General features: G+C 39.8%; 17 protein-coding genes. 16 read left to right on the top strand and 1 reads right to left on the bottom strand.

From position 1 onward, the window contains the following. The first annotated feature begins 4 nt into the window (after positions 1-4). The 12 genes from WKF69_RS00830 to nagA all read left to right on the top strand — a co-directional run bounded on the left by WKF69_RS00830 (position 5) and on the right by nagA (position 12,231). A complete protein-coding gene (locus WKF69_RS00830; protein WP_340378666.1) occupies positions 5-922 on the top strand; it encodes a sugar phosphate isomerase/epimerase family protein in 918 nt (305 codons plus the stop codon). Beyond that, positions 919-1,827 (top strand): carbohydrate kinase, encoded by a 909-nt coding sequence (locus WKF69_RS00825; RefSeq protein ID WP_340378665.1) that lies wholly within the window; start codon positions 919-921, stop codon positions 1,825-1,827. Before WKF69_RS00830 ends, WKF69_RS00825 begins: the two co-directional genes overlap by 4 nt. Next, complete coding sequence (locus tag WKF69_RS00820) at positions 1,824-2,132, top strand: SMP-30/gluconolactonase/LRE family protein (RefSeq protein ID WP_340378663.1); 309 nt, start codon at positions 1,824-1,826, stop codon at positions 2,130-2,132. The genes WKF69_RS00825 and WKF69_RS00820 overlap by 4 nt, the downstream gene beginning before the upstream one ends. A gap of 40 nt (positions 2,133-2,172) precedes the next feature. Then, positions 2,173-3,315: a hypothetical protein gene (locus WKF69_RS00815; RefSeq protein WP_340378661.1), complete on the top strand. Its 1,143-nt coding sequence runs from the start codon at positions 2,173-2,175 to the stop codon at positions 3,313-3,315. Between the two features lie 194 nt (positions 3,316-3,509). After that, positions 3,510-4,856 (top strand): Gfo/Idh/MocA family oxidoreductase, encoded by a 1,347-nt coding sequence (locus WKF69_RS00810; RefSeq protein ID WP_340378659.1) that lies wholly within the window; start codon positions 3,510-3,512, stop codon positions 4,854-4,856. A 39-nt stretch (positions 4,857-4,895) separates the two neighbouring features. Next, positions 4,896-6,125, top strand: a complete 1,230-nt coding sequence (locus tag WKF69_RS00805) for a hypothetical protein (RefSeq protein ID WP_340378657.1) — start codon at positions 4,896-4,898, stop codon at positions 6,123-6,125. 188 nt (positions 6,126-6,313) lie between these two features. Continuing rightward, entirely contained in the window at positions 6,314-7,738 is a 1,425-nt protein-coding gene (locus tag WKF69_RS00800; RefSeq protein WP_340378656.1) for a Gfo/Idh/MocA family oxidoreductase, read from the top strand. A gap of 60 nt (positions 7,739-7,798) precedes the next feature. Further along, the gene (locus tag WKF69_RS00795; RefSeq protein WP_340378654.1) at positions 7,799-8,272 is read left to right on the top strand and encodes a hypothetical protein; all 474 of its coding nucleotides are present in this window, start codon (positions 7,799-7,801) and stop codon (positions 8,270-8,272) included. Positions 8,273-8,411: 139 nt separating this feature from the next. Beyond that, a complete protein-coding gene (locus WKF69_RS00790) occupies positions 8,412-9,158 on the top strand; it encodes a membrane dipeptidase (protein ID WP_340378695.1) in 747 nt (248 codons plus the stop codon). Positions 9,159-9,387: 229 nt separating this feature from the next. Then, entirely contained in the window at positions 9,388-9,963 is a 576-nt protein-coding gene (locus WKF69_RS00785) for a hypothetical protein (RefSeq protein ID WP_340378653.1), read from the top strand. Between the two features lie 232 nt (positions 9,964-10,195). Beyond that, positions 10,196-10,951 (top strand): glucosamine-6-phosphate deaminase, encoded by a 756-nt coding sequence (locus tag WKF69_RS00780; RefSeq protein WP_340378651.1) that lies wholly within the window; start codon positions 10,196-10,198, stop codon positions 10,949-10,951. A 71-nt stretch (positions 10,952-11,022) separates the two neighbouring features. Further along, positions 11,023-12,231 carry an N-acetylglucosamine-6-phosphate deacetylase gene (gene nagA, locus WKF69_RS00775; RefSeq protein WP_340378649.1) on the top strand — a complete coding sequence of 403 codons (1,209 nt, stop codon included), beginning with the start codon at positions 11,023-11,025 and terminating at the stop codon, positions 12,229-12,231. A 125-nt stretch (positions 12,232-12,356) separates the two neighbouring features. Here the strand turns inward: nagA and WKF69_RS00770 are convergent, their stop codons facing one another. Further along, entirely contained in the window at positions 12,357-13,373 is a 1,017-nt protein-coding gene (locus tag WKF69_RS00770; RefSeq protein WP_340378647.1) for a LacI family DNA-binding transcriptional regulator, read from the bottom strand. Between the two features lie 688 nt (positions 13,374-14,061). Here WKF69_RS00770 and WKF69_RS00765 point away from each other — a divergent pair. Genes WKF69_RS00765 through WKF69_RS00750 form a run of 4 tightly spaced genes read left to right on the top strand, consistent with a single transcriptional unit; the run spans position 14,062 to position 24,090 of the window. Then, entirely contained in the window at positions 14,062-17,349 is a 3,288-nt protein-coding gene (locus tag WKF69_RS00765; RefSeq protein ID WP_340378645.1) for a TonB-dependent receptor, read from the top strand. Positions 17,350-17,358: 9 nt separating this feature from the next. Next, complete coding sequence (locus WKF69_RS00760; protein ID WP_340378644.1) at positions 17,359-19,197, top strand: RagB/SusD family nutrient uptake outer membrane protein; 1,839 nt, start codon at positions 17,359-17,361, stop codon at positions 19,195-19,197. Positions 19,198-19,231: 34 nt separating this feature from the next. After that, the gene (locus WKF69_RS00755) at positions 19,232-22,369 is read left to right on the top strand and encodes a SusC/RagA family TonB-linked outer membrane protein (RefSeq protein WP_340378643.1); all 3,138 of its coding nucleotides are present in this window, start codon (positions 19,232-19,234) and stop codon (positions 22,367-22,369) included. Positions 22,370-22,386: 17 nt separating this feature from the next. Beyond that, on the top strand, positions 22,387-24,090 hold the full coding sequence (locus WKF69_RS00750; RefSeq protein WP_340378642.1) for a RagB/SusD family nutrient uptake outer membrane protein: 1,704 nt from the start codon (positions 22,387-22,389) through the stop codon (positions 24,088-24,090). Positions 24,091-24,229: the final 139 nt, after the last annotated feature.

Raw genomic sequence — 24,229 nt, 5'->3', positions numbered from 1 at the left:
AATTATGCCCAGGTTAGCAGCATTTCCCAAAGCATTCATGCATGCTCTTTGTAAAGATGGAAGTATGAGTCTGTCTGAATGGATTGAGCTCGCTGCTGAGCTTGATATTGATGGATTGGAATGGTATGCAGGCTTTTTGGAGATGAGTGATGAAAGAAACTGGCTTAAATTTCGTCGTCAGGTTGAAGATCACGGAAAAGTTATCCCCATGATGTGTTGTTCTCCCGATTTTACGCATCCGGATTCGGCATTTCGACAACGAGAAATAGAAAAGCAAAAGAGATGGATTGATATGACTTCTGTACTGGGGGGTTCTTATTGCAGGGTATTGTCCGGTCAGAGACGTCCCGGGCTCTCAATGGAAGAGGGTGTGAAATTAGCAGCCGATTGTATCGCTGCCTGTCTGCCGTATGCTCAGGAACGGAAAATTACACTTACCCTTGAAAATCATTACAAAGATGATTTCTGGGAATACCCCGAATTCGCCCAGAAGATGGATGTATTCTGTAAGCTTGTCGAAAGTTTGGATCATCCTTTTTTTGGAGTTAACTATGATCCCAGCAATACTTTTTTAGCTGGAGAAGACCCTCTTGAGCTTCTCAAACGCGTATCCCATCGTGTGGTTACTATGCATGCCAGCGATCGATATCTTAAAGAAGGGACCATTGAAGATTTACGCAAAGCGGAAAATGGTGCTGCAGGATATGCTAAGATGCTAAGTCATGGAGAAATTGGTAAAGGACTAAATGACTATGATACCATTTTTTCTGAGTTAAAAAGAGCGGGCTTTGATGGATGGATAAGTATTGAAGACGGGGTAGACGGGATGGATCAGTTAGAGCGTAGTGTGGCTTTTGTACGCCGCAAGATGCTGCAATACTGGCCGGTTCAATCCGATCATTCATTAATAATTCCCTCATGATGGATACAGATTTTTGCCCTGCCCCTGTATGCTGCTTTGGTGAAATTCTATGGGATATTTTACCTGATGGGCCACAGCCAGGGGGTGCACCTTTAAATGTTGCATATCACCTTACCAAATTAAATGTCCCCACTGTTTTGATCAGCCGAATAGGTAAAGATTCGGAAGGAATGCAGTTGGAAGACCTTATGGATACTTGGGGAATAGATAAACTTCTTTTGCAATCGGATCCGATTCATGCAACAAGTCGGGTATTAGCAAAAAAAACGGCTGGAAATGAAATGACCTATGAAATTATGTTTCCTGTAGCCTGGGATTTTATAGAGGTAAATTCCAATGCTGCAGCAAAAGTAAAAGCATCCAAGTATTTTATCTATGGCAGTCTGGCCGCCCGTAATATTATCTCACGGAACAGCCTGTTAGAACTTCTGGATTATGGCAAATTCAATGTCTGCGATATAAATCTGAGACCCCCTTTCTTTGAAAAGGAATTGTTGGAAATCTTGCTGGGAAAAGCTGATTTACTTAAAGTGAATGAATCTGAGATAGAAATAGTACTGGAAATGCTGGAATGTGACCTTAAAAATGAGAAGGAACAGATTGATTTTATCAAAGAAAAATTTAATATCCAGGAAGTAATTGTGACCAAAGGAGAGCGTGGAGCCAACTATTATACTCAAAATGGGATATATCATGTTGCTGGTATTGCAACCAAAGTCTGTGACACTGTAGGTTGTGGTGATTCATTTTTGGCAGCATTTATCGCTCATCATTTCTTAAGAGAACAGCCTCTAAGCATCCTGAAAAAAGCAGTAGCAATGGGCTCATTAATAGCAGGAAAAAAGGGGGGATGCCCGCAGTATGAATTAAACGAATACCAGAATTTTATTAAGAAACTAGTATGATTGCTTCTATCTTATGTAAGTGTGAATGCATTTTAGGTGAAGGCCCGTTATGGTTACCTGAGAAAGAGATGTTGATGTGGGTAGATATAGAAAGAAAGTTGATCTATGAATATGACTGGGTAAGCCGGAAGACTACTGCGAGACAGGAATTAACCGACGAGGAATTAAAACGATATCCTGAAAGCGGGAATGTTTTTTGCGTGAAAACCACTGTAAAAGGCTTGCCGACAAAAAGATGTAAATTTAAGAAATCGACTGATAGCCATGCCAATCATATTTTTTATCAAAAACTGGCATTTTCATAAACATGTTTATTGATCCATACTCCCAAAAACAAATCATATCATGAAAGTAAAAACTAAAACTTTTATATTAATATTATGTGGGCTGTTCATAATATCGACAACGGCATGGATACCCTTATCTGACCGAACTCTTACTACAGAAATTAATACGCCTGCATCAGGAAGATACCTGTATGTGGCAGTACCAGGAATTCGAAATTACCTTGGATATGGCGGTCATGGCATACTTGTTTTTGATATAGATAATAATCATCGTTTCGTAAAACGTATTATCAGTCAAGGGTTTAGCAAAGATGGAGGGCCGTCTAATGTTAAAGGGCTTGCAGTAAGTGTGGCGCTCAATAGTATTTATGTAAGTACCCTTGAATCACTTCAACGTATAGATTTGACTACGGAAAAAGTATTGTGGGAGAAGACCTTTGAAGGAGGGTGTGACCGAATGTCGGTTTCACCAGATGGCAGGACCATGTATCTACCTTCTCTGGAGAAAAATTTTTGGAATGTGATCGATTGCGAATCTGGGAATATCATTAAAAAAATTGAAGTGCATCGCCGGGCACATAATACACTTTATGGGTTATCCGGAGATCATGCCTATCTGGCCGACATAGCATCGCCATATTTACACATAACGGATACAAAAACCCATACTATTGTTAAAAAGGTAGGCCCCTTTGGAAATGGCATTCGTCCTTTTACCATTAATGGTAAAGAAACTTTGACTTTTGTTAATGTGGATAGCCTGCTTGGCTTTGAAGTGGGAGACCTAAAGAGCGGAAAAAAGATTGCCCGCATAACTGTGGAAGGCTGGAATATGGGTCCGGTAAGAAGGCACGGCAATCCGAGTCACGGTATCGGCCTGACTCCCGATGAAAAAGAAGTATGGGTGAGTGATGGCTATAACATGCGTATGCATGTTTTTAGTGCAGTAAAACCTTTTCAACAACTTACAACAATACCTTTACAGGATATGCCAGGATGGATAACTTTCAGCATGGATGGAAAATATGCCTATCCTTCAAGCGGTGAGGTAATTGATGTTAAAACTCGTAAGCCACTTCTAACGTTGCAGGATGAATTTAACAATAGTGTAGCCAGCGAGAAAATGGTTGAAATCAATTTCGCTGGTAATAGAGTCACAAAAGCAGGAAATCAGTTCGGCATAGGACGCGTAACAAAATAATATCCTATTGGCAAAACAACGATAGTAAATTATTAAGAATTTACAGTTTTATCTTTCCACGAGCTAATTGTAATTTTTCGTACTTTCAGCATCAGAAACTTATGAAATTCCGCTTGTGTAGAGACCGTATATTCTTTACATGAATTACCGAGACTTATATTTTATAAAACAGTAATGCAAATCAGAATAGATTAATGGAGAAGAGACGTAATTTTATTAAGAAAGTGGCTATCGGTTCTGTTGGCCTGACATTCGGAGGAACAGTCTTTGGCTTTAGTGCAAAGAGTTATAAAAATATCATAGGTGCTAACGACAGAGTGCGGGTGGCCACCATTGGTGTAAACGGTCGTGGAAACAGCATGTCTGGTACAATTGCCCGGCAAAAAAATGCAGAAGTGACATGCGTATGTGATGTGGATGAAAGAGCTATACCCAAGGCCATCAAAACGGTCATGGATGCCAAACAAGTCAATACCCCTCAGTCAGAAAAAGATTGCCGTAAGGTATTAGAAGATAAATCCATTGATGCCATTTACATTGCAACCCCTGATCACTGGCATTCGCCTCTTACGATCATGGGTTGCCAGGCTGGCAAACATGTCTATGTAGAAAAACCTTTAAGTCATAATCCCAGAGAGGGGGAAATTGCTATCGCAGCAGCGAGAAAATATAACAGGGTGGTTCAGATGGGTGCACAACGGCGTTCAGCACCCGTGCTCTCCCAAGGGATCGATCAATTACACAAAGGGATTATTGGCCGTGTTTACTTAGCGAAAGCGTGGTATACCAATAATCGCAAAGAAACTTTCCTCAAACCGGGTCCGGTACCAACCTGGCTTGATTACGATTTATGGCAGGGGCCAGCGCCGCGTGTTCCTTATCAAGACGGCTTAATTCATTATAATTGGCATTGGTTCTGGAATTGGGGAACTGGAGAAGCTTTGAATAATGGAACCCATGAGGTTGACGTTGCACGTTGGGGATTAGGGGTTGATTACCCTACCCGTGTTACTTCTGTTGGAGGCAGATACCAGTTTAAAGATGATTGGCAAACTCCAGATACTCAAGTTATCACGATGGATTACCCCGGGCGCATATCATTGATGTGGGAGAACAGGAGTTCAAATGGAAGAAAGATTGAAGGGCAAGAACGTGGTGTTATTTTCTACGGCGAAAATGGAAGTTTGGATACAGGGGGTGATGAGTATAAGGTTTATGACCTTTCTGGCAAATTAGTAAATGAGGTGAAATCTCTTATGAAAGAAGAAGGTATTGATGGACGCAATACTGCAAGCCCAAGTTTAGGACTCGATAGTCTTCACGTAATTGATTTCCTTGATGCCATTCGGAATAACCGCCGCCCTAATTGCGATGTGGAACTGGGCCATAAGAGCTGTGTTGCCATGCAGTTGGGAAATATTTCCTGGCGCTTAGGTCGTGATTTAAAAATCGATCCTAAGAATGGCCATATCCTGGGTGACAAAGATGGTCAAAAATTATGGGGACGTGAATATCATACAGGATGGCAGCCTAAAATTTAAAGAGAAGCTATATTTTGATGAAAGACGTACACCAATAACATGAAAAAATCCGGTGCAGAAGAAATTGTCCCCATTTCCGGTGTAGTGATCAATCCGGCGATGCCTGTAAACAGGATTGCTTCTGTGGATGTCTATCGCGGGCTTGTCATGCTGTTAATGATGGTGGAAGTGCTTTCACTTTCGGATGTTTCAGAGGCTATCCCTGAAAGCTCATTCTGGAAAATCATAGCTTTTCACCAGAGCCATGTGGAATGGGTGTGGTTGAGTTTACATGACACAATTCAGCCATCTTTTACATTTCTGGTCGGTGTGGTTTTACCGTATTCGATTGCAAGCCGTAAAAGTAAAGGAGCATCGGTGACTAATATCTTATTACATACCTTGAAGCGCTCGCTTATACTGATTTTGCTCGGGATTTTTCTTCGTTCTATTCATTCCCAACGAATTAATTTTACGTTTGAAGATACACTTACTCAGATCGGCCTGGGATATCCCTTTCTGGTTTTGCTAGCATTGTATTCATCGCGCGTGCAGATAATTGGCCTGGTTACTATATTAGTAGGATACTGGCTTGCATTCGCTTTGTACCCTTTGCCTGGCCCGGATTTCAATTATGCAGCTGCTGGTGTTAAAGCCGGCTGGGAATATAATTTAAATGGTTTTGCAGCGCACTGGAATAAAAATACAAACCTGGCCTGGGCATTTGACAACTGGTTTATGAATTTATTCCCGCGTACTAAGGAGTTTCAATTCAATAGAGGTGGATACAGTACACTGAGTTTTATACCAACTTTGGGAACAATGATACTCGGACTGCTTGCCGGCAGTATTTTGGCGTCCAGCATGGCGGATAGAAAGAAAATGAAGGTTTTCATAATTGCTGGAACCTCACTGATCGCGTTTGGAGTATTGTTGCATCTAATCGGGGTCAACCCGGTTGTCAAACGCATCTGGACGCCCGCATGGACAATTTTCAGTGGCGGTATCTGCTTTTTGTTTCTGTCTTTTTTCTTCGGTGTGATTGATATATTCAATAAAAAGAAGTGGTCATTTTTTCTTATGGTGATCGGTATGAACTCCATTGCTGCATACCTTATTGCTGATGGTAGTGTAAAATCCGTCATTGAATCGCTGCTCAAACATTTAGGTCAGAATTTCGACAAAGGGTTCGGACCATACGCGACGCTCATAAGTGGTAGTCTGGTGTTATTAATAGAATGGCTGATCCTATATTGGATGTATAAGAGAAGAATATTCATTAAAATCTAAGTTTTAGGGAGAATAGGACGCAATACCGCTCTGAATTGTGGATGATTTTTTTTGTTACATATGATGTGATTAAAGTTTTGCATCTTAAGGATTCGAAATGCCGGACGAATAGACGAAAGAATATATTTTGAGTCCCGGGGCTTTTTGGAGAATTGTTTTATATCGACACAACAAAATGAACATAAATAATGAAAAATAATCGCAGGAATTTTCTAAAAGTGAGTGGCTTGGCCGGTCTTGGTGTAGCTGGAGGTGGTATTTTAAATGGGTTTGCGAGTGAATCTAAAAATAGCCTTTTCGCCAATCCTCACAGTGGGAGGCCATATATTCAGCATTTTAACATGAGCGGTTATGGCGCTCCGAAAATTGAAAATATTAGGGCAGGTTTCATTGGCCTCGGTTCAAGAGGCCCGGGACATGTTATGAATCTTACAAAATGTGAGGGAGTAAAGGTGGTCGGCTTGTCTGATCTCCTAACTGAAAATGTGGTTAAGGTTCAGAAAAAAGTTGAACCGCTAGGCCACAAGCCAGCGCTTTATTCAGGCGGTCCCAATGAATGGAAGAAGTTGTGTGACCGCAAAGATGTCGATATCATCTATATAGCTACTCCATGGCATCTGCATGCCCCAATGGCGTTATATGCTATGGAAATGGGAAAGCATGTGTTTATCGAAGTTCCAGCGGCAGTTACTGTGGAAGAATGCTGGCAAATGGTCGAAACTTCAGAACGTAAGAAGAAGCATTGTATGATGCTGGAAAACACCTGTTATGACTTCTTTGAACTCCTCACCTTGAATATGGCGAGACAGGGCTACTTCGGTGAGTTAGTGCATGCTGAAGGTGCATATATTCATAATCTAATAGATAACAATTTCAGTAAGACAGGTTATCAGGACATGTGGCGTTTAAAAGCGAATGCCACGAGAAGAGGTAGTCTTTACCCCACTCATGGTTTAGGACCGGTTTGTCAGGTGCTGGACATCAATCGCGGAGATAAGCTAGACTACCTTGTATCAATGCAGAGTAACGACTTTCAGATGGCGGCTAAGGCGAAGGAGCTGGCTGGAACCGATGAATTCTACAAGCAGTTTGCCAATAATACATTCAACGGCAATATGAATACGACAACTATCCGGACCAATAAAGGACGTACTATCATGATCCAGCACGATGTCAGCTCCCCTAGGCCATATTCTCGCATCCATCTGGTAAGTGGTACAAAAGGTACTGCGATGAAATACCCGCTCCCAGGACGTGTTTCAAATAGTCACAATGGCTGGCTTTCTGCCGAAGAATTTAAATTGGTCGAAGAAAAATATGCACCGCCGATCGTTAAAAAAGTGGGCGATCTCGCAAAACAAGTAGGCGGACACGGCGGAATGGATTTCCTTATGGACTGGCGTGTGATTGACTGTCTTAGAAACGGCTTGCCCCTCGATCAGGATGTTTATGATGCCGCAGCATGGAGCGCAGTATTTCCACTGAGTGAGTGGTCTGTAAATAATCGTTCAAACTCGATTGATGTGCCTGATTTTACCGGTGGCTCCTGGAGATCAAATAAGCCTGTTGATATCGATTTAAAATACGGGGGAACTACCCAGGTTAAGCTTTAACATCGTTTTAAAGGAGTAATTAGCTTCAAATCAAAGTTAAGTACTTTCAAATTTTATAATATGTCAAAAATTGACGGGGAAATTTTCAAATCAGAAATTTCAACAAACAAAGCGGATACGATAAATGAACCGCTGAAATTAAATCAATCAGTTGGACAAGGGAATCAAATAAAGCGTCGTAAATTTCTTGGACTAGGTGCTTTAGGCTTGGCCAGCGTGCCTTTTATCAGTATGGCAGCTTTAAGAACTTCTGAGGAACTGGCATTTTTAAGTACATTTTCGCCAGCAGGTATTTCAGTACGCCCCTCTAAATTATTTGTTATGGATGGGCATATTCATGTAATGTCAAGACAGTTGTTGCAAAATTTGGATGTTGCAGACAGGTATTCTGATGGTACGGTAGATCTTCCGAGAATCATCGAAGGGGGACTTAATGCGGTATTTTTTTCTGTTTATACGCCCGAACCTTATTATCCTGGCCATTACGAAGTTAAAAACACGTTCAGAGTGGTTGAATTGGCCTGGATCAGATAGAAAAAAATAGCGACAAGATTGAGTTGGCTTTTACGGCAAAGGATATTGAAAGGATTAGTAAAAAGGGGAAAGTAGCGGCGTTTCTTGATCTTGAGGGAGGCTTTGACCTGGAGGGAGATCTGCATATCCTCAGAGCCTTATATACAGGCTTGGCCTTCGATCCTTACAGTTAACGTCCCATAATGATAGTAACGCCTTTATCGATGCCTGTTATGGAGAGAGACGCTGGGGCGGCATTAATTCGCTGGGTAGAAATATAATAGCTGAAATGAATCGGCTCGGAATGCTGATTAATATTGCGCACGGATCCGATGAAGCTATTTTACAGTCTGTAGAGGCTAGTAAACATCCTGTTATTTATAGTCACGGCGGATTCCGGGGGATAGTTGATAATAAACGGTGTATCACAGATCATGCGGCAAAAGCTGTTGCAGCCAAAGGTGGGGTAATGGGGCTCCAGTTTGGTAATGGATTTAATAACCCAAGATACGCAGATTGGGTTAAGTCATTAAACCCTGTTCAACCGGTTGTTCAAAAGCCGGTGACTCTTAAAGCCCCGGAAAATGCTTCAATTGCCGATGTTGATAAACTGGCGGCTACAGAATTGCCATTTATTCCCCGAATTGCCATGTCTGATAAATATATTATGGGGGTGGATCAACTGTCCCGTGTTATTGACTATGGTGTAAACCTTGTAGGAGAAAATCATGTTGCGCTGGGCTCAGATTTTGATGGTGGCATTCCTCTGGCCCGCGAAATGAAAGATGTGAGTGATTATCCGAAAGTGATAAAAGCTATCCGTGATCTGGGTTATACTGAAGACAGGGTTAAGAAAATCTGTGGTCAGAATTGGCTAAGAGTGATCCGGGAGGTAACTGGATCGTAATGTTAAGTGGTCTGGTGAAGGAAATTAACCCAGCCCGTTATTCAGTAGGTTCATAATGCTGAGTCTATCACCTTGCTGGCAGTTGCAAGAACCCTGAGAGTATATATTTTATCTGAAGAGACTCTAATTAAGGGAAGCTCCCTTGCTGCCAAAGCCCGTTAAAGTGGAGTTCCCACTCTGAATAGGAGGTTATGGTGGGTAAGAATAGTTAACATTTAATGTTTTACAAGTGAAAAGAAGAGAACTGATTAAATGCCTTTCTGTTTTGCCTTTATCTGCTTTAAATGTCGGACTTGACGCGTCCTTTGCATCAAATCCAACTTATGGTAAAATAAAGCTAGCAAATACCGGAGAGCCGAAACGTATTGCTGCTATTGTTACTGAATATCGGCTCAATTCGCATACGGATGTAATTGTGGGGAAGTATCTTGAAGGATTTAATCAGGATCAGATGCCTCCTTATCCGGAATCAAAAATTGTATCAATCTTCACAGAACAGGTTCCCGAGAATGATTTGAACCGTGATATGGCAAAGAAATATAATATTCCAGTTTTTCAAATCGTAATGGACGCTCTTAAACTTGGAGGAGATGAACTGGCAGTAGACGGGGTTTTGCTGATAGGCGAACATGGCAATTATCCGAATGATAATATGAATTGTGTTTTTGGTAAAGGAGTTGCTTTATTTCAGGGCGGGGATGGCATACTTAATCGAACTATGCCCTTTTGGATTACTAAGATGACTAAGAAAAGCGATAACGTTATCGATAACGTTATCGCTTTTTTATTGAGTCGATTCTCTTAATTCACCTGAAATTGTGCGTAGTTTTCCCCTTAATTCAAGTTTTAGGTTTTTTGAAGAATATTATCAGCCATATGATGAATGTTTTATTATGCTGTAGAGTTTAAATGTACTTTCTTATAAAAACCTTAATGACAGATATTTGCCTCTTGTGGAAATAAAGCTACTGCTTAAGGCGGGCTGTTATATATTAGTCAAATGTTAATGACGTATCAAATATTAAAAAATATTTTAAATGGAAATTATTATAACAAAAGATCCTGCTGAATTAGGTAATACAGCTGGAAAGGCAGCTGCCGAGTTAATAAGGAACACCATTGAGAAAAATGGAAGTGCAAATATTATTCTGGCTACCGGGGCAAGTCAATTTGAGACATTAAAGCAATTAGTCTTAGAAAAAGATATAGACTGGGGCAAAGTTGTAATGTTCCATCTGGATGAATATATTGGATTGCCGGAGTCTTCTAATGCTAGTTTTAGGAAATATTTGAAGGAAAGATTCCTGGACAAGGTGCAGCCTTTGAAAGCAAGCTATCTAGTGAATGGTGAAGCCGACCCTGTCATTGAATGTAATCGATTAAATAGTATCATTGAATTGAATCCCATAGATGTGGCATTGGTTGGGATTGGAGAAAATGGCCACCTTGCTTTTAATGATCCACCTGCCGATTTTGATACGCTAGAACCTTATATCATTGTGGACCTGGAAGAGCAATGCCGTAAACAGCAGTACAACGAAGGTTGGTTTAAGTCTGTTTCGGATGTACCTGCAAAGGCCATTAGTATGTCGGTTAGTCAAATATGTAAATCCAAATATATTATTTGTTCAGTTCCGGACAGAAGAAAGGCTAGTGCTGTAAAAGATTCTCTGGAAGGCGCTGTCAGCAATTTAGTGCCAGCAAGTATTCTTCAGCTGCATCCGAATTGCACTTACTATTTAGATCAGAATTCTGCGGCGCTTCTTTCTGCCGATTTTATTCATAAAAATTAAGTGTGTTCAGAAGATGGAAATTTTCAAAAAGGGACTATAGTAGTTAGCGATAAAGACAGTGAGCTAGAAACATGAACTCACAACGATTAAAAATATATAACGGGCGGATCCTTACACCCTACCGGATTATTCCCCGGGGGACAGTTCTGATTAGCGGAGATACCATCACTGCCGTAAAAGAGGGAGATATTGATGTAGACGGGGCGATTGAAATCGATGCCGGAGGAAACTTCATATCTCCTGGTTTTATTGATATTCATGTGCATGGCGGCGGTGGCCATGATTTTATGGATAATAGCGTTGAAGCCTTCCTTGAGATAGCACAAACCCATGCCCGGTTTGGAACAACAGCTATGTTTCCTACTACGTTAACCAGCGAAAAGGGTGATTTGTTGAAAACTCTTGATATTTTCGAAAAGGTAAGTAAGGAAAATATAGACGGAGCTCAACTTATGGGAATGCATTTGGAAGGCCCTTATTTTGCCATGACCCAGCGTGGAGCGCAGGATCCCCGCTACATTCGGGATCCTGATCCCAAAGAATATAAAGATGTTATTTCCCGCTCCAATATTATTAAAAGATGGAGTGCGGCACCTGAATTAAAGGGAGCAATACAATTTGGAAAATATCTGCGGTCCAAAGGGATTCTGGCAGCTTTGGCCCATACCGACGCAATTTATGAAGAGGTACTGGAAGCATTTGAAAACGGGTATACCCTTGCTACACATCTATATTCAGGTATGTCGGGAGTTACCCAGCGAGATGCCTTTCGTTATGCGGGAGTGATAGAAAGCGCCTATCTCATAAATGAAATGGATGTTGAGGTCATTGCTGACGGAATACACCTGCCAGCACCTTTGCTGAAACTGGTGTATAAGATAAAGGGAGCAGATAAAATTGCTTTGATAACGGATTCGATGCGTGGCGCGGGTATGCCTGAGGGTGAAAGTATGTTGGGTAACCAATATTCCGGACTAAAGGTGATAATAGAAGATGGCGTTGCCAAACTTCCAGATCGCAGCTCTTTTGCAGGAAGTGTCGCCACGGCAAACCGGTTAGTGAAAAACATGGTTGCTATGGCCAATGTTCCGCTTATAGATGCTGTTAAGATGATCACCAGTACACCAGCGCGCATAATGAATATTGCGGATAAGAAAGGATCGTTGATTGAGGGTAAAGATGCTGATATCGTCATCTTTGATGAGGGCATTAGCATTCAAACCACAATAGTAAAGGGGAAAATTGTTTACAATTCAAACGAACAGCTTGGAAATGAGTAATAGCGGATTATGATTCTTGGTTACAGGCTGACACGAATTCTATCATTGAGGGTAATGAACTATCGAAAAGGCTGGAGACGACTTAATTTATATAAAAATTACTTGTGATTAAGCTTTGAGTAGGATCAGGACCTTTTTGTTGATTCTCTGATAATGAGGTGACCCGGTAGTGTTATTTCCTGAGGATGAAAATAACTCTTCCTTATATGATTTAAAAGTAATTCGCAGCTTTTTTCTCCTATCTCAAAAGCTGGTTCTGCGATAGTTGATAAAGAGGGGCTAATTATAGTTGATACAGGATCATTAGTAAATCCGATTACTCCAATTTCCTTGCCTATAACAATTTTTTTATTTTTAAGAGCAAGCATCGCTCCGATTGCTTTTCTGTCGTTTACTGCAAAAATCGCATCTGGCCGTATCGTGCAATTCAATAATTTATAGGTATCCTCTTCACCGCATTCCTTCGAAAACCCTGAAAAGATGATCCAATCTTCACAAACTGCGATATTATGTTTCCTTAATGCATCAAGATATCCCTGCAACCTTTTTTCAGTGAATGTCAGCCCTTTGGGTCCGGCAATATGTGCAATTTTCGTATAACCATTTTTAATAAGATGTTCCACGGCTTCGAAAGCGCCGTTATAATCATCCTGCATAACTTTAGAAGCTTCAATTTCACTGGCTATCCTGTCAAAAAAAACAATTGGCATCCCTTCGTCAATAATTTCCTGAAAATGATTGCAAGAATCAGAATTAGAAGAAATCGATACCAGCAAACCATCTAAACTCGAAACAGATAAATTTTGGATTATCGATAATTCTCTTTCAGGAGAATCATTTGTAACAAATAAGATAATATTATAGCCATTATTATATGCTACTTCCTGTATTCCTGTAATAACTGTTGAAAAATAATAATTGGTAATAAATGGAAGAACAATGCCAATATTATGTGTACTTCCTTTCGCTAAACCAGTGGCATTAAAATTTGGCTTATATTTTAATTCAGCAGCTAAGGCTAAAATTCTTTCTTTAGTTTCTTTATTAACATCGTAGGTGTCCCTTAGAGCCCTGGATACCGTTGATACGGAAACATTTAAAATTTTTGCAATATCCTTTATTGTCACAAAATGACGCGCCATATTTCAATTAGATTAAATTTGGAGTGCTTTTTACAACAATAGTATAAGTAAAAATATAACAGTGCTGTCTTAGTCCAATTCTTATAATAAACATTATCGATTTTTGTTCAGAATTCGATAATTTACCAGCTTTGTATTAAGCTATACACCGTTTCGCTTAAGTTTAAATTAACTTTATTGCCCAAATATACTCCTGTTATTCAGAGTCTATTTGTCAATTGCAAGTATACCTTTATTCCTTCTGGTAAGAGTTATTTATCTGTGCAATCGTTATCGGCAACATTTGCATAAACTTCCCAACAGGTCTCATTCAGAATGCAATGATCGTTTAGAAACTTCGTATCCAATACAGTTGGTTATTGCTGCAATCCTCAAAATATCAAATCTGACTTTCGATAACGTTCTCGCTCTTTTCTATCCTCATTTTCCTACTAACGATATTTTTAATAACTACTTTAGGATAATTATTTCCGGAAAATTCATAAAACTGTAGTGCCCAACTATCAAAAACTGCTAATAAATTCTAACAATGGTTAACAGAGAATTTATAAGAAACAGGTAGTGAATCAACAAATTTTAACCAAGGGACAAAGTACTAATGTTCAGATCTGTCAAGGAATGCTTGGTAAGAATTATCAGTAAAACCACATATTAATTATCTTTTATTAATCCTATTCATTAACAAATTATGATGAAAATTATACTTAAGCAGTTTATTGAAAAAGGAATTCTGCTGGTCTTGTGCTTTGTAGTAACAAATCTGCACGCGCAGAACTCTGTGGTAACCGGAATTGTTACGGATAATAAGGGAGTAACTCTGCCTGGAGTAAACGTAAGTGTGCAGGGAACAACTACAGTACGAGTAACAGGCTTGAATGGTAAGTATTCCATTCCAATAATTGACCAGCGTTCTGTGTTAGTTTTTTCTTACATTGGATTTACCACGTTAGAGCGTCAGGTTAATAACAATTCACAGATCAATGTAACTCTACTTGAGAAATTCAATGATTTAAATGAAGTTGTCGTTGTGGGCTTCGGTACACAAACTAAAGCTGCATCGGTTGCTGCCGTAAGTACAATTACTGCTACAGATATTGTTAAAGCTCCGGTAGGTAATATTACAAATGCATTAACGGGACGAATGGCTGGGGTAATGACCAGGCAGCTACAGGGCCGTCCGGGTGCAAGTGCTTCTGAAATTTTTATTAGAGGCCGAGCATCGTCAAATTCTGCAGCATTAATAATAGTTGATGGGGTAGAAAGGGAAACATTCGGGGATATTGATCCTAACGATATTGAGTCTATCAGTACGTTAAAAGATGCTGCATCTACAGCGCTTTTCGGACTTAAGGGTGCTAATGGTGTAATTGTTATTACAACTAAGCGAGGTGCTGAAGGACCAACGAAAGTTACTTTTAGTAGTCAGGTAGGTTTAAATACGTTTGGACAACGACCAAAACCGTTACGTTCCTATGAGGCTGCTGTCTTACACAATGAGGCGGAGAATAATTTGCTTGCAGCCGGGCTTTTAGATGTCAATACATATCAAAAGTTTTTTACGGCTAAGGATATAGAAACCTTTAGGACTGGAACAGGAGATCCTCTTCTTTATCCGGATGTGGACTGGTTTGATGAGTTAACGCAGGATGTCTGGTCAAGACACCAGCAAAATATTAGCCTTAGAGGGGGTAATAAGAAAGTTGGATATTTTGTATCAGTAGGGTATATGTATGAAGATGGAATGTTTAAGCATTTCGATACTCCCTTAGGCTATAAAACTTCGCCCGAAGCAAAAAGAACAAATTTCAGGTCTAACCTGGATTATAAACTGACTCCTACAACACTGTTAAGTTTAAATATTGGAGGAAGAATTGAAAATGAATATACGGTACGTGCCATAAAATATACCCAGACAGCAGCTGTAGCTAATTTTCTTAGCGGTGCTGAAGCTGCATTTAAATGGATGTATATCGCCCCATCATGGTCAATGCCTTTTAACCGTGCTGCCACAGCAAGGAGTACTCCACAGCAAATAGCGATGGATGACACATATAACCAGATTATTGGTGTTGGTTTTGGAGGGGCCTTAGCCTATCAGGAAAATCCTTATCTTAATCTGAAAAGAGCCGGTTTTACTACCGGAGAGAAAAATATTCTGGAAAGTACCTTTATGATTAATCAAAAACTTGACTTTATCACCAAAGGATTAGATTTAACCGGTACATTTTCATATGACCAGAGTTCTGAATTTTACCGGAATCAATCTGGAGCAGGAGCTGTGTATACGGTAAATAGAGTTACCGGTCAAATTGAACCGGCATTTGCTGCTCCTGCGACTATTAGAATAGAAGATCCGCTGACTGCACGTGCAGGGGTGGGCGATGGATTTCTTAAAACGAATCTTCAGCTTCAGGCGAACTACAACAGAGCGTTTAGTGGTCATAAAATTTCGGGAGCTTTAGTAGGTACCCGACAGATAAGATCCCTTGCCGGGATTGCTGCACCACGTGCTTTTCAGGGAATAGTTTTTCGAACAGCATATAATTTTAATGATAAATATTATGCAGAATTCAATGGTTCTTACCAGGGATCGGAAAACTTTGATGAAGGTTACCGTTATGGATTTTTTCCAACTGTAGGATTAGGGTATACGCTGAGTAATGAAAACTTCATGAAAGGGATAAGTGAATCTATTGGTCTTGATTATCTTAAAATTCGCGGAAATATTGGTTTGGTCGGTTTTGCTGATGTATCCTCCAGGTTTTTATACCTGGATGAGTATAGTTCAGGAGGCCCGGGCCCTTTAGGAAACTTTTTTCTCGGCAATCCTAGCAGGTTTGCGGGTGGTGCTTTTGGCCCAACTTCGGCTTTTCCCACGGGAGCTAATGCTATTGTTTATCAGCACAGCCGCATTGGTAATCCTTTTGCAACTTTTGAAACCGGCCTTAAGCGAAATTTAGGTCTTGATGCTAACTTTTTAAATAACCGTATTCAAGTTATTTTCGATGTATTCGACGAACAGCGAAAGAACATTCTGCTTTCGAAGGCCGGTTCTACTTTTGCACATTATGGAGAAGGTGTACCCACATATAATTATGGTCAGAATTACAATGGTGGTCTGGAAGCAGAGCTGAAATTGAATAATAGAAGTGGATCCTTCGGTTATGGGTTGAATTTCCAATTTAGTCATATAAAAAACAAGAGAATCATATTGGATGAACCCCTTAATCAAAAAGGAAATCTAAGAAAATCCGGCGCTGCAATCGGACAGTTTCGTGGTTATGCTGTGGCGCCCGGCTTTTTCCAAAACCAAACGGAAGTTAATTCATGGGCCAAAATGGAAGGATTCCCATTTATACCCGGAGATATTAAACTTATGGACCTTAATGGAGATGGATTGATCAATGATCAGGACTATACAGCAATAGGCCATTCTGACCTGCCTATAGATCAATACAGTTTGGAGCCCAGTATATCTTTTAAAGGATTTTCCTTAAGTGCATTATTTCAGGCAGTTGATAAGGTAAGTTCGGAATTTAACTTAGTTGAAACTGATGCTATATTTATTGTGCCCCAATATTATACCCATCAATTGGATCGCTGGACTCCGCAAACACCGGATGCTAAATATCCTGCAGTAAGACCAAGTTCTCTAGGCGGAAATAAGTTCTTTGGAAGAACCGATAATCAACGGGAGAACACCGGTATTATAAATGCTTTTAACCTGCAGGATGCCAGCTTTATTAAGCTAAGAAATATTTCTTTACAATATGTTATACCTCCAAAATTTGTTTCCAAATTAAAGCTGTCAAATGCTACTGTTTCCCTAACCGGCCAGAATCTATATACCTGGACAAACTTTGTGGGACTTGATCCGGAAAATGGTGACGATCGAAGTGTGGGGACTTATGTAAACAGAGGAGTTACATATCCTAATATTCGGACATATCAAATGAATTTAAATATTACTTTTTAATCTAAGACAATGAAAATCAACTATATAGTCTTGGTAATTGCAGCATTGTTAACGATGTCATCATGCAAAAAAGATTTCCTTAAACGAGACACTGGTGTTGTAACTGCAAAAAAAGATGTATTTGAAGATGCTAAGCTTGCTGCTCAGTTTGCTGATCGTTCGTTTGCTTTTACAATTATTGATTATTATGGATTAGGTTCTGTAGGACAACCACACAGGGGCACTATTTCGGAATTTACTGATGAGGCAGTTAGTGGTAATTTAGATGAGGTTTTCAAAGCCGTGTACAGCGGCGATTGGACCAATGGTTCACATGCAACTGAATTTACCTCCATAATATCTGGAAGCAGAGCATTACCCCCTTATGTTAGGTTTTATCAGGGTATTCGGAATGTTAATGTTTTCCTTGAACAATATTCTAGTATCCCATGGAAAAACGAACCATCTTTAAATGGAGAGTTAGTGAAAGCCCAGCAGTTATACTTCAGAGCCTATTTTTATTTCGAACTTGCAAGACGCTGGGGAGGTGCAATTATTATGGACAAACCTTTACAATTGACTGATAATTTAGATATTCCACGCAGCACCTTCGAAGCAACACTTGCTTTTATTGAAAAGGACATTAACGAAGCAGAGCTAATATTTAGCAATACTACATTTCTTGACAATACAGGAGCAAGTCCAGCCTTAGTGTACACCCCCCAAATGGGATGGAACCCAAATTATTCTATGACTATTCCCGGAAGCGATGTGTCAAATAATAATGGACGACCGGATCTGGGTGCGGTGAGGGCGTTGCGTTCAAGAGCATTATTATTAGCTGCCAGCCCGTTATGGAACCCCTCAGGAGATGCCAGCAAATGGCAGAAGGCGGCTGATGCTGCTAAATTGGTTATTGATATGGGAAGGTATAATTTACACTCAGATTATTCAAAAATATTAACAGACCCTATTTCGCATGAATATATTCTCGCTTACATCAGGGGTCCGCGGATATCAAATGTATCTGGTTTCTTTCGAGATTACCTAATTTCCCCAAGTACAAATGGGTATCTTGAAAAGAGTGGTTCATTAAATCCTACTCAAAACCATGTGGATCTTTACGAGACTAAACAAGGGTACCGTATTGCCGATACCGGATCAGGTTATACATTAGCATCTCCATATAACAATAGAGATCCCAGGTTGGAGTTCAATGTGATTCATAATGATCAGACCTGGCAAGCTCCTTTAAAAATGGAAACATGGTACACCCCTATAGCAAATGGAATTACATATGGAAAAGATGTTTCAGGTACTGTAGGTACCGGTACGGCGACAAGCTATTATTGCCGTAAATTGTGGCCTGAAGCTTTAAAAGGGAATACAACTTCGACAGCCCTTCTGAACTTTGTTTATTACCGGTATGGTGAGATTCTACTTAATTATGCAGAAGCGTTGAATGAAGCTCAGGGTCCGGTGGCAGGTGTAGCGGTTGCCGTTAATCAGATTCGACAAAGACCAACTGTCAATATGCCAACAGTTGCCCAAACATTTTCTGCGCGTGGTATTGCTCTTTCTAAAGATAATATGCGTGATCTGATACGCAATGAGCGTGCCGTTGAACTGGCTTTTGAAAATGTAAGATGGTTTGATATTTTACGCTGGAAAAAAGGCCGTGAAATTGTTGGTCAGCCAATAAAACGTATGGATGTCAGGAAACTAGGTACAACTTTTTTTTATGCTCCAACAGTTATGTCTAATGACTATCAGCGGAGGTTTGATGACTTCATGCATTTGTATCCTATTCCCTTAAATGAAATAGCAAAAGGAAATAATCTGTTACAAAATCCTGGGTGGCCTAATTAGTTAAGCTAAAATAACAGATAAGATAAGAGCCATTATGAAAACTTCTAATGTTTATACAAGGATGAATAATCCTGTTCAAGGGATCGATATGCATTCTGCAGGCAGTTTCATGCCTAACAAACAAATAATGTTCATGGAAAATTTATATAAAAAAATAAAATGGATATGTCTATTCATTTTGATCGTAATAAATATGTCTTCGTATGCACAAAGAAATGGAGCCTCTGAGATTATTTATAACGGTTTGGTAAAGGATGCAAATAATACCGGTATTGAAGGAGTAACGGTTACTATTCAGGAGATTAACACAAAAACCGTTACGGATGCTTCAGGGAAATTTTCTATAACGACAGCCAGTAATAATGTTCTGGTTTTTAAAAAGACAGGATTCTTAACAAAAACCTTTGATTTAAATTTCAACGAAAGCATTGAATTAATTTTAGAAAAAGCTAAAATTCTGGCTGGTGATGATGACTACGTGGAAATACCATTTGCAATACGGCAAAAAAGATATCTCACAGGGGCAGTTTCTTCTATAAAGACATTTGATCTGCCGCAGCCTTCAACCAGTTCCTTAGCAAACGTACTCTCCGGAAGATTACCCGGACTGAATGTTTTACAGGCAGGTACCCAACCTGGGAGCGATTTCAGTGATTATCGTTTAAGAGGAAGAAACTCTTTCAATTTTGTGAATACAAGAGTGTTGGTTGATGGCATTGAACGTGAATTATCAGATCTTGACTTTGAGGAAGTTGAAAGCTTTAGCGTATTGAAGGATCCGGCGACGTTGAGCTGGTATGGTTTGAGAGGTTCGCAGGGCATAATCCTGGTGACAACCAAAAAGGGAAACGCCACTCAGTCGTCTATAAACTTTAATGCACAATACGGCTTGCAAAATCCGGATCATATGCTGCACCCGCTAAATTCTTTCGAATATGCTACATTATATAACGAAGCATTATTAAATGATAACCCCACTGCCGTTCCACGTTACACGCAGACTGCATTAAATGCTTATAAGGATGGTTCTAATCCCTTACAATACCCTGACAACAATTATCAGAATGAGTTTATTAAAAGCACAGCACCTTTTCAGCGATATGTGGCTTCTGCACAGGGTGGAGATAATAATGTTCGATATTTCGCTTTACTGGGCTACCTGGAGCAGGAAGGGCTATTTAATAAAGCAGAAGGCCCCGACTATAACAGTAATAATGCCTACAAGCGTTTTAATTTTAGAGGGAATATTGACTTTAATGTAAATGCTAAATTTGCAGTTTCCGTAAATTTAGCCGGCAGGGTTGAAAATCGCATAAATCCAGCATTTGGAACTCCTGCTTTAATGGGATTAATAAATAATACCAGACCGAATGCTTATCCCATTTTAAACGCTAATGGGAGTTTTGGGGGAACAACGGAGGATCAAAATAATATTTTGGGGGCAATTACATCAAACGGTGTAATTCGCGCCAAGCAAAGGGTGGGATTTGCAAATGTTAATGCAACTCATAAACTGGATATGCTGGCCAAAGGATTATCTGCCAATGTTTTATTCTCCTATGATACAAGGGGTGACTATTCTTCTGGCTTCAGTCAGAATTACAGAGTTTTTGATGCTTCGGGTAGTGGAAATCCTATTCCCTACAGAACAGAAGCACGTATAGATTACAGAAATGCAGCTTACTCAAATGCTTTCAGATCTAGTGAAATTTGGGCTGGATTTGATTATGACCGGTCAATCAATGACCATAAAGTGAATGCAAGTGTACGGGGAATGAGATCAGAAGTTATTGACTTCAGCAGCTTTTCTGATTTTTCTCAACGATTACAGGGAATTTCTTCACGTATTGAGTATAGCTTCAAACAGAAGTATCTGTTAAGTCTGGTCGGGGGCTATTCCGGTGATGATGACCTTCCTAAGGGCAAAAGATATGGATTTTTTCCAGCTATTTCTGCGGGATGGATTGTCTCTGATGAAAATCTTTTAATCAACAGTAAGCTGGTTAGTTTTTTAAAGATTAGAGGTTCTTATGGTCAAACCGGGAACACTGAGATTGGGTTTGGTGATGGCCTTAGAAGATTTCCATATGAAAGCCGATACACCCGTAATCTTGGTTCTAATGCTAGCGGATATCAGTTGGGAACCGGTTTCTCACTTACAGGTTCGGCAAATGAACTAAATATAGGTAACCCTTTTATTACCTGGGAAACGCTAACAACGACCAATCTTGGTTTAGATTTTAGCCTCTTTGGGAATACCATTTCAGCAACAGTTGATGTCTTTAGGAATAGAAGAGAAGGGATCTTAACTAGTTCATCAATACCAGATATAATTGGTCAGACGAGCGGAGATTTGAATGAAGGGATAGTTAATAGTAAAGGGATAGAAGGCTCATTGTTCTACAATAGAGACTTCCGTAATCTCAAATTTTCATTGAATGCGAACTTTTTGCTAACTGATGATGAGGTCATCAATCAAGGCGGTCAACTTGGTGTTCCGAATTACCAAAGGACCATAGGATTTGCTGCAGGTACAGGTCTTTATTATTTATCTGATGGCTTATATCAAAATGCTGCAGAGATTTCTGCAGGACCAAAATCTACATTATCTAATCAGATACTTCCAGGAGATATTCGTTATAAGGATATGAATAACGATAATATTATTAATGCGAATGACAGGGTTAGATACCCTTTTGGGTCACCCGCCTATCTCGGTTTCGGAACAATTGTCAAATATAAAATATTTGATTTGAATGCACAGTTTCAGGGTTCGATGGGACAGAAGACAGATATTAGCAATATAGTATATGCGGGGCCATCATCATTCAATCGTGAAAGCTTAAATCGATGGACACCAGCTACTGCAGCAACTGCAATTTATCCAAGAGTTGGGATAGCAAATTTGGGTAATAACCGGGCGAATTCCGATTTTTGGATTCGTAATTCAGATTATCTAAAGCTAAAAACCATTGAGTTGGGAGTGACTCTACCACAATCTCTAGCGGCAAAAGTTAAGATGCAAAATCTTAGATTTTATTTTAACGGATTTAATCTGATAACGTTTTCAAAATTAGACCTGGATGTTGATCCCGAACTTCCTTTTTTAGGTCGCGGTTCAACTTATCCATACATGCAAACTTATTCTTTAGGAATAAATGCCAAATTCTAATACTTAAAGCATTAATTATGAATAAATATATAATTCAAACGTGTTTAGCTCTTTTAATAATCGGGGTTTCAGCTTGTAAAAAGGACTATTTGGAATATGATTATGCTGTGGATGGCACACTTTCGGAAGAACAGGTCTTTGCATCAAATGAACATACCAGAAATTTTTTGAATAATGTATATCGCGGGCTGGTAGAAAATCGGGACGGCGATTACAGGTATGAATTAAATGGAGAATTTGGGCTCTCAACCGGAAGCGATGAAGCAGTGAGCGCATTGCCCGGCGCGGGAATCAATGTGTTTAATAATGGCAGTTGGGGTCCTACATTGCTTTATGATGATGTCTACATTCAGCAATACCGTGCATTGCGAAGTGTTAATATTTTCTTAAAAAATGCCCCCACAAGTGCAATTATTGACGATGCAACACTTTCTAAACAAACATTGATAGGAGAGGCTTATTTTCTACGTGCAATGTTTCATTTCGAACTTCTGAAACGTTATGGTGGAGTTATCATTGCAACCAAGCCTTTTGGTCTTGAAGAGAATTTGGATCTTCCTAAAAACACATTTGACGAGGTAGCGGCACAGATCATTGCCGATTGTGACCTTGCTGCTTCTAATATTAGCTATGCAACATCAGTAGATCACGGAACAGCTTTAAAGGGAAGGGCAACTAAGGCAGCCGCTTTAGCTCTTAAGTCACGGACATTGTTATATCTCGCAAGTCCTCTTAATAACCCTAGTAATGATATAGCCAAATGGCAGGCAGCAGCAAATGCTGCCAAAGCAGTTATTGATCTCTCAGGAACAAAACACGGGCTTCTTACCACAGCACAGCTGGCGAATTTGTGGAATTTTGGAACCCAAGCATTTAATAAAGAAATAATATTTTCTGCTGAAACCAAATCATCTACAACGATTGATGTAAATAATGCTCCTCCGAGCTATACTGATGGTAATGGTAGAACTAACCCTACACAGGAGTTAGTTGATGCATTTGAGATGAAGGCAACAGGAAAAAGCATAAATACCGCTGGTTCCGGATACAACGCTTCCAATCCTTATGTAGGCCGAGACGATAGATTCGATCTGTTTATAAATTATAATGGGTTGAATTTCAGGAGTGTAAATATTGATACCCGGGTTGGAGCAAAAGATAACAATTCACAGGCTACCGGTGATAGAACTACTTCTACAGGCTATTATCTACGTAAATTCCTTAATACTACTAATACTGCTGCTACAAGAAGAGTATATGTATATTTTAGATATGCTGAAATTTTGTTAAATTATGCAGAAGCACTTAATGAAACTATGGCCTCGCCATCGTTTGAAGTATACAATGCCATTAATGATGTAAGACGGAGAGGGACTACCCCTCCGACTGATGGTTTAGCCGCATTGCAGAGCACTAACATAAATGGTAATGGTTATGTCCCTGCAACACGGGATGCCATGCGGTTGAGAATTCATAACGAGCGTCGCGTGGAACTTTGTTTTGAAGAGCACCGATTTTTTGATGTTCGTCGTTGGAAACTGGGAGATCAATTCTTTAATAAACCGGTTAGAGGCGTAAGAATAACAGGGACTACAGCACCTTTCACTTATACGTATTTTACAGTTCAAGGCAGAACATTTTCTGATAAAATGTATCGTTTCCCCTTTGCTCAATCACAGTTAGCTAAAGCTCCTGCCCTTGTACAAAATCCGGGCTGGTAATAGTCTTTTTCGTTTAGTATGTTAAGTCACTGCCCGTATTTTATGAACTTTTCAGGGCTTGATTTTTAAAACAGGTATACATTATTTCTTTTTAAGGACTTAGTTATCTATGCAATCGTTCTCGACAACGCTTGCATAG

This window comes from Daejeonella sp., from assembly GCF_037719425.1.
Lineage (GTDB): Bacteria > Bacteroidota > Bacteroidia > Sphingobacteriales > Sphingobacteriaceae > Daejeonella.
This window is presented reverse-complemented; position numbering and strand designations above follow the sequence as displayed.

Excerpts from the sequence above, each read along its gene's own strand:
- WKF69_RS00805 (WP_340378657.1), top strand. The coding sequence starts at position 4,896 with ATGAAAAAATCCGGTGCAGAAGAAATTGTCCCCATTTCCGGTGTAGTG.
- WKF69_RS00760 (WP_340378644.1), top strand. The coding sequence starts at position 17,359 with ATGAAAATCAACTATATAGTCTTGGTAATTGCAGCATTGTTAACGATG.
- WKF69_RS00795 (WP_340378654.1), top strand. The coding sequence starts at position 7,799 with ATGTCAAAAATTGACGGGGAAATTTTCAAATCAGAAATTTCAACAAAC.
- WKF69_RS00750 (WP_340378642.1), top strand. The coding sequence starts at position 22,387 with ATGAATAAATATATAATTCAAACGTGTTTAGCTCTTTTAATAATCGGG.
- WKF69_RS00770 (WP_340378647.1), bottom strand. The coding sequence starts at position 13,373 with ATGGCGCGTCATTTTGTGACAATAAAGGATATTGCAAAAATTTTAAAT.
- WKF69_RS00815 (WP_340378661.1), top strand. The coding sequence starts at position 2,173 with ATGAAAGTAAAAACTAAAACTTTTATATTAATATTATGTGGGCTGTTC.
- WKF69_RS00765 (WP_340378645.1), top strand. The coding sequence starts at position 14,062 with ATGATGAAAATTATACTTAAGCAGTTTATTGAAAAAGGAATTCTGCTG.
- WKF69_RS00780 (WP_340378651.1), top strand. The coding sequence starts at position 10,196 with ATGGAAATTATTATAACAAAAGATCCTGCTGAATTAGGTAATACAGCT.
- WKF69_RS00800 (WP_340378656.1), top strand. The coding sequence starts at position 6,314 with ATGAAAAATAATCGCAGGAATTTTCTAAAAGTGAGTGGCTTGGCCGGT.
- WKF69_RS00825 (WP_340378665.1), top strand. The coding sequence starts at position 919 with ATGATGGATACAGATTTTTGCCCTGCCCCTGTATGCTGCTTTGGTGAA.
- nagA (WP_340378649.1), top strand. The coding sequence starts at position 11,023 with ATGAACTCACAACGATTAAAAATATATAACGGGCGGATCCTTACACCC.
- WKF69_RS00820 (WP_340378663.1), top strand. The coding sequence starts at position 1,824 with ATGATTGCTTCTATCTTATGTAAGTGTGAATGCATTTTAGGTGAAGGC.
- WKF69_RS00830 (WP_340378666.1), top strand. The coding sequence starts at position 5 with ATGCCCAGGTTAGCAGCATTTCCCAAAGCATTCATGCATGCTCTTTGT.
- WKF69_RS00810 (WP_340378659.1), top strand. The coding sequence starts at position 3,510 with ATGGAGAAGAGACGTAATTTTATTAAGAAAGTGGCTATCGGTTCTGTT.
- WKF69_RS00755 (WP_340378643.1), top strand. The coding sequence starts at position 19,232 with ATGAAAACTTCTAATGTTTATACAAGGATGAATAATCCTGTTCAAGGG.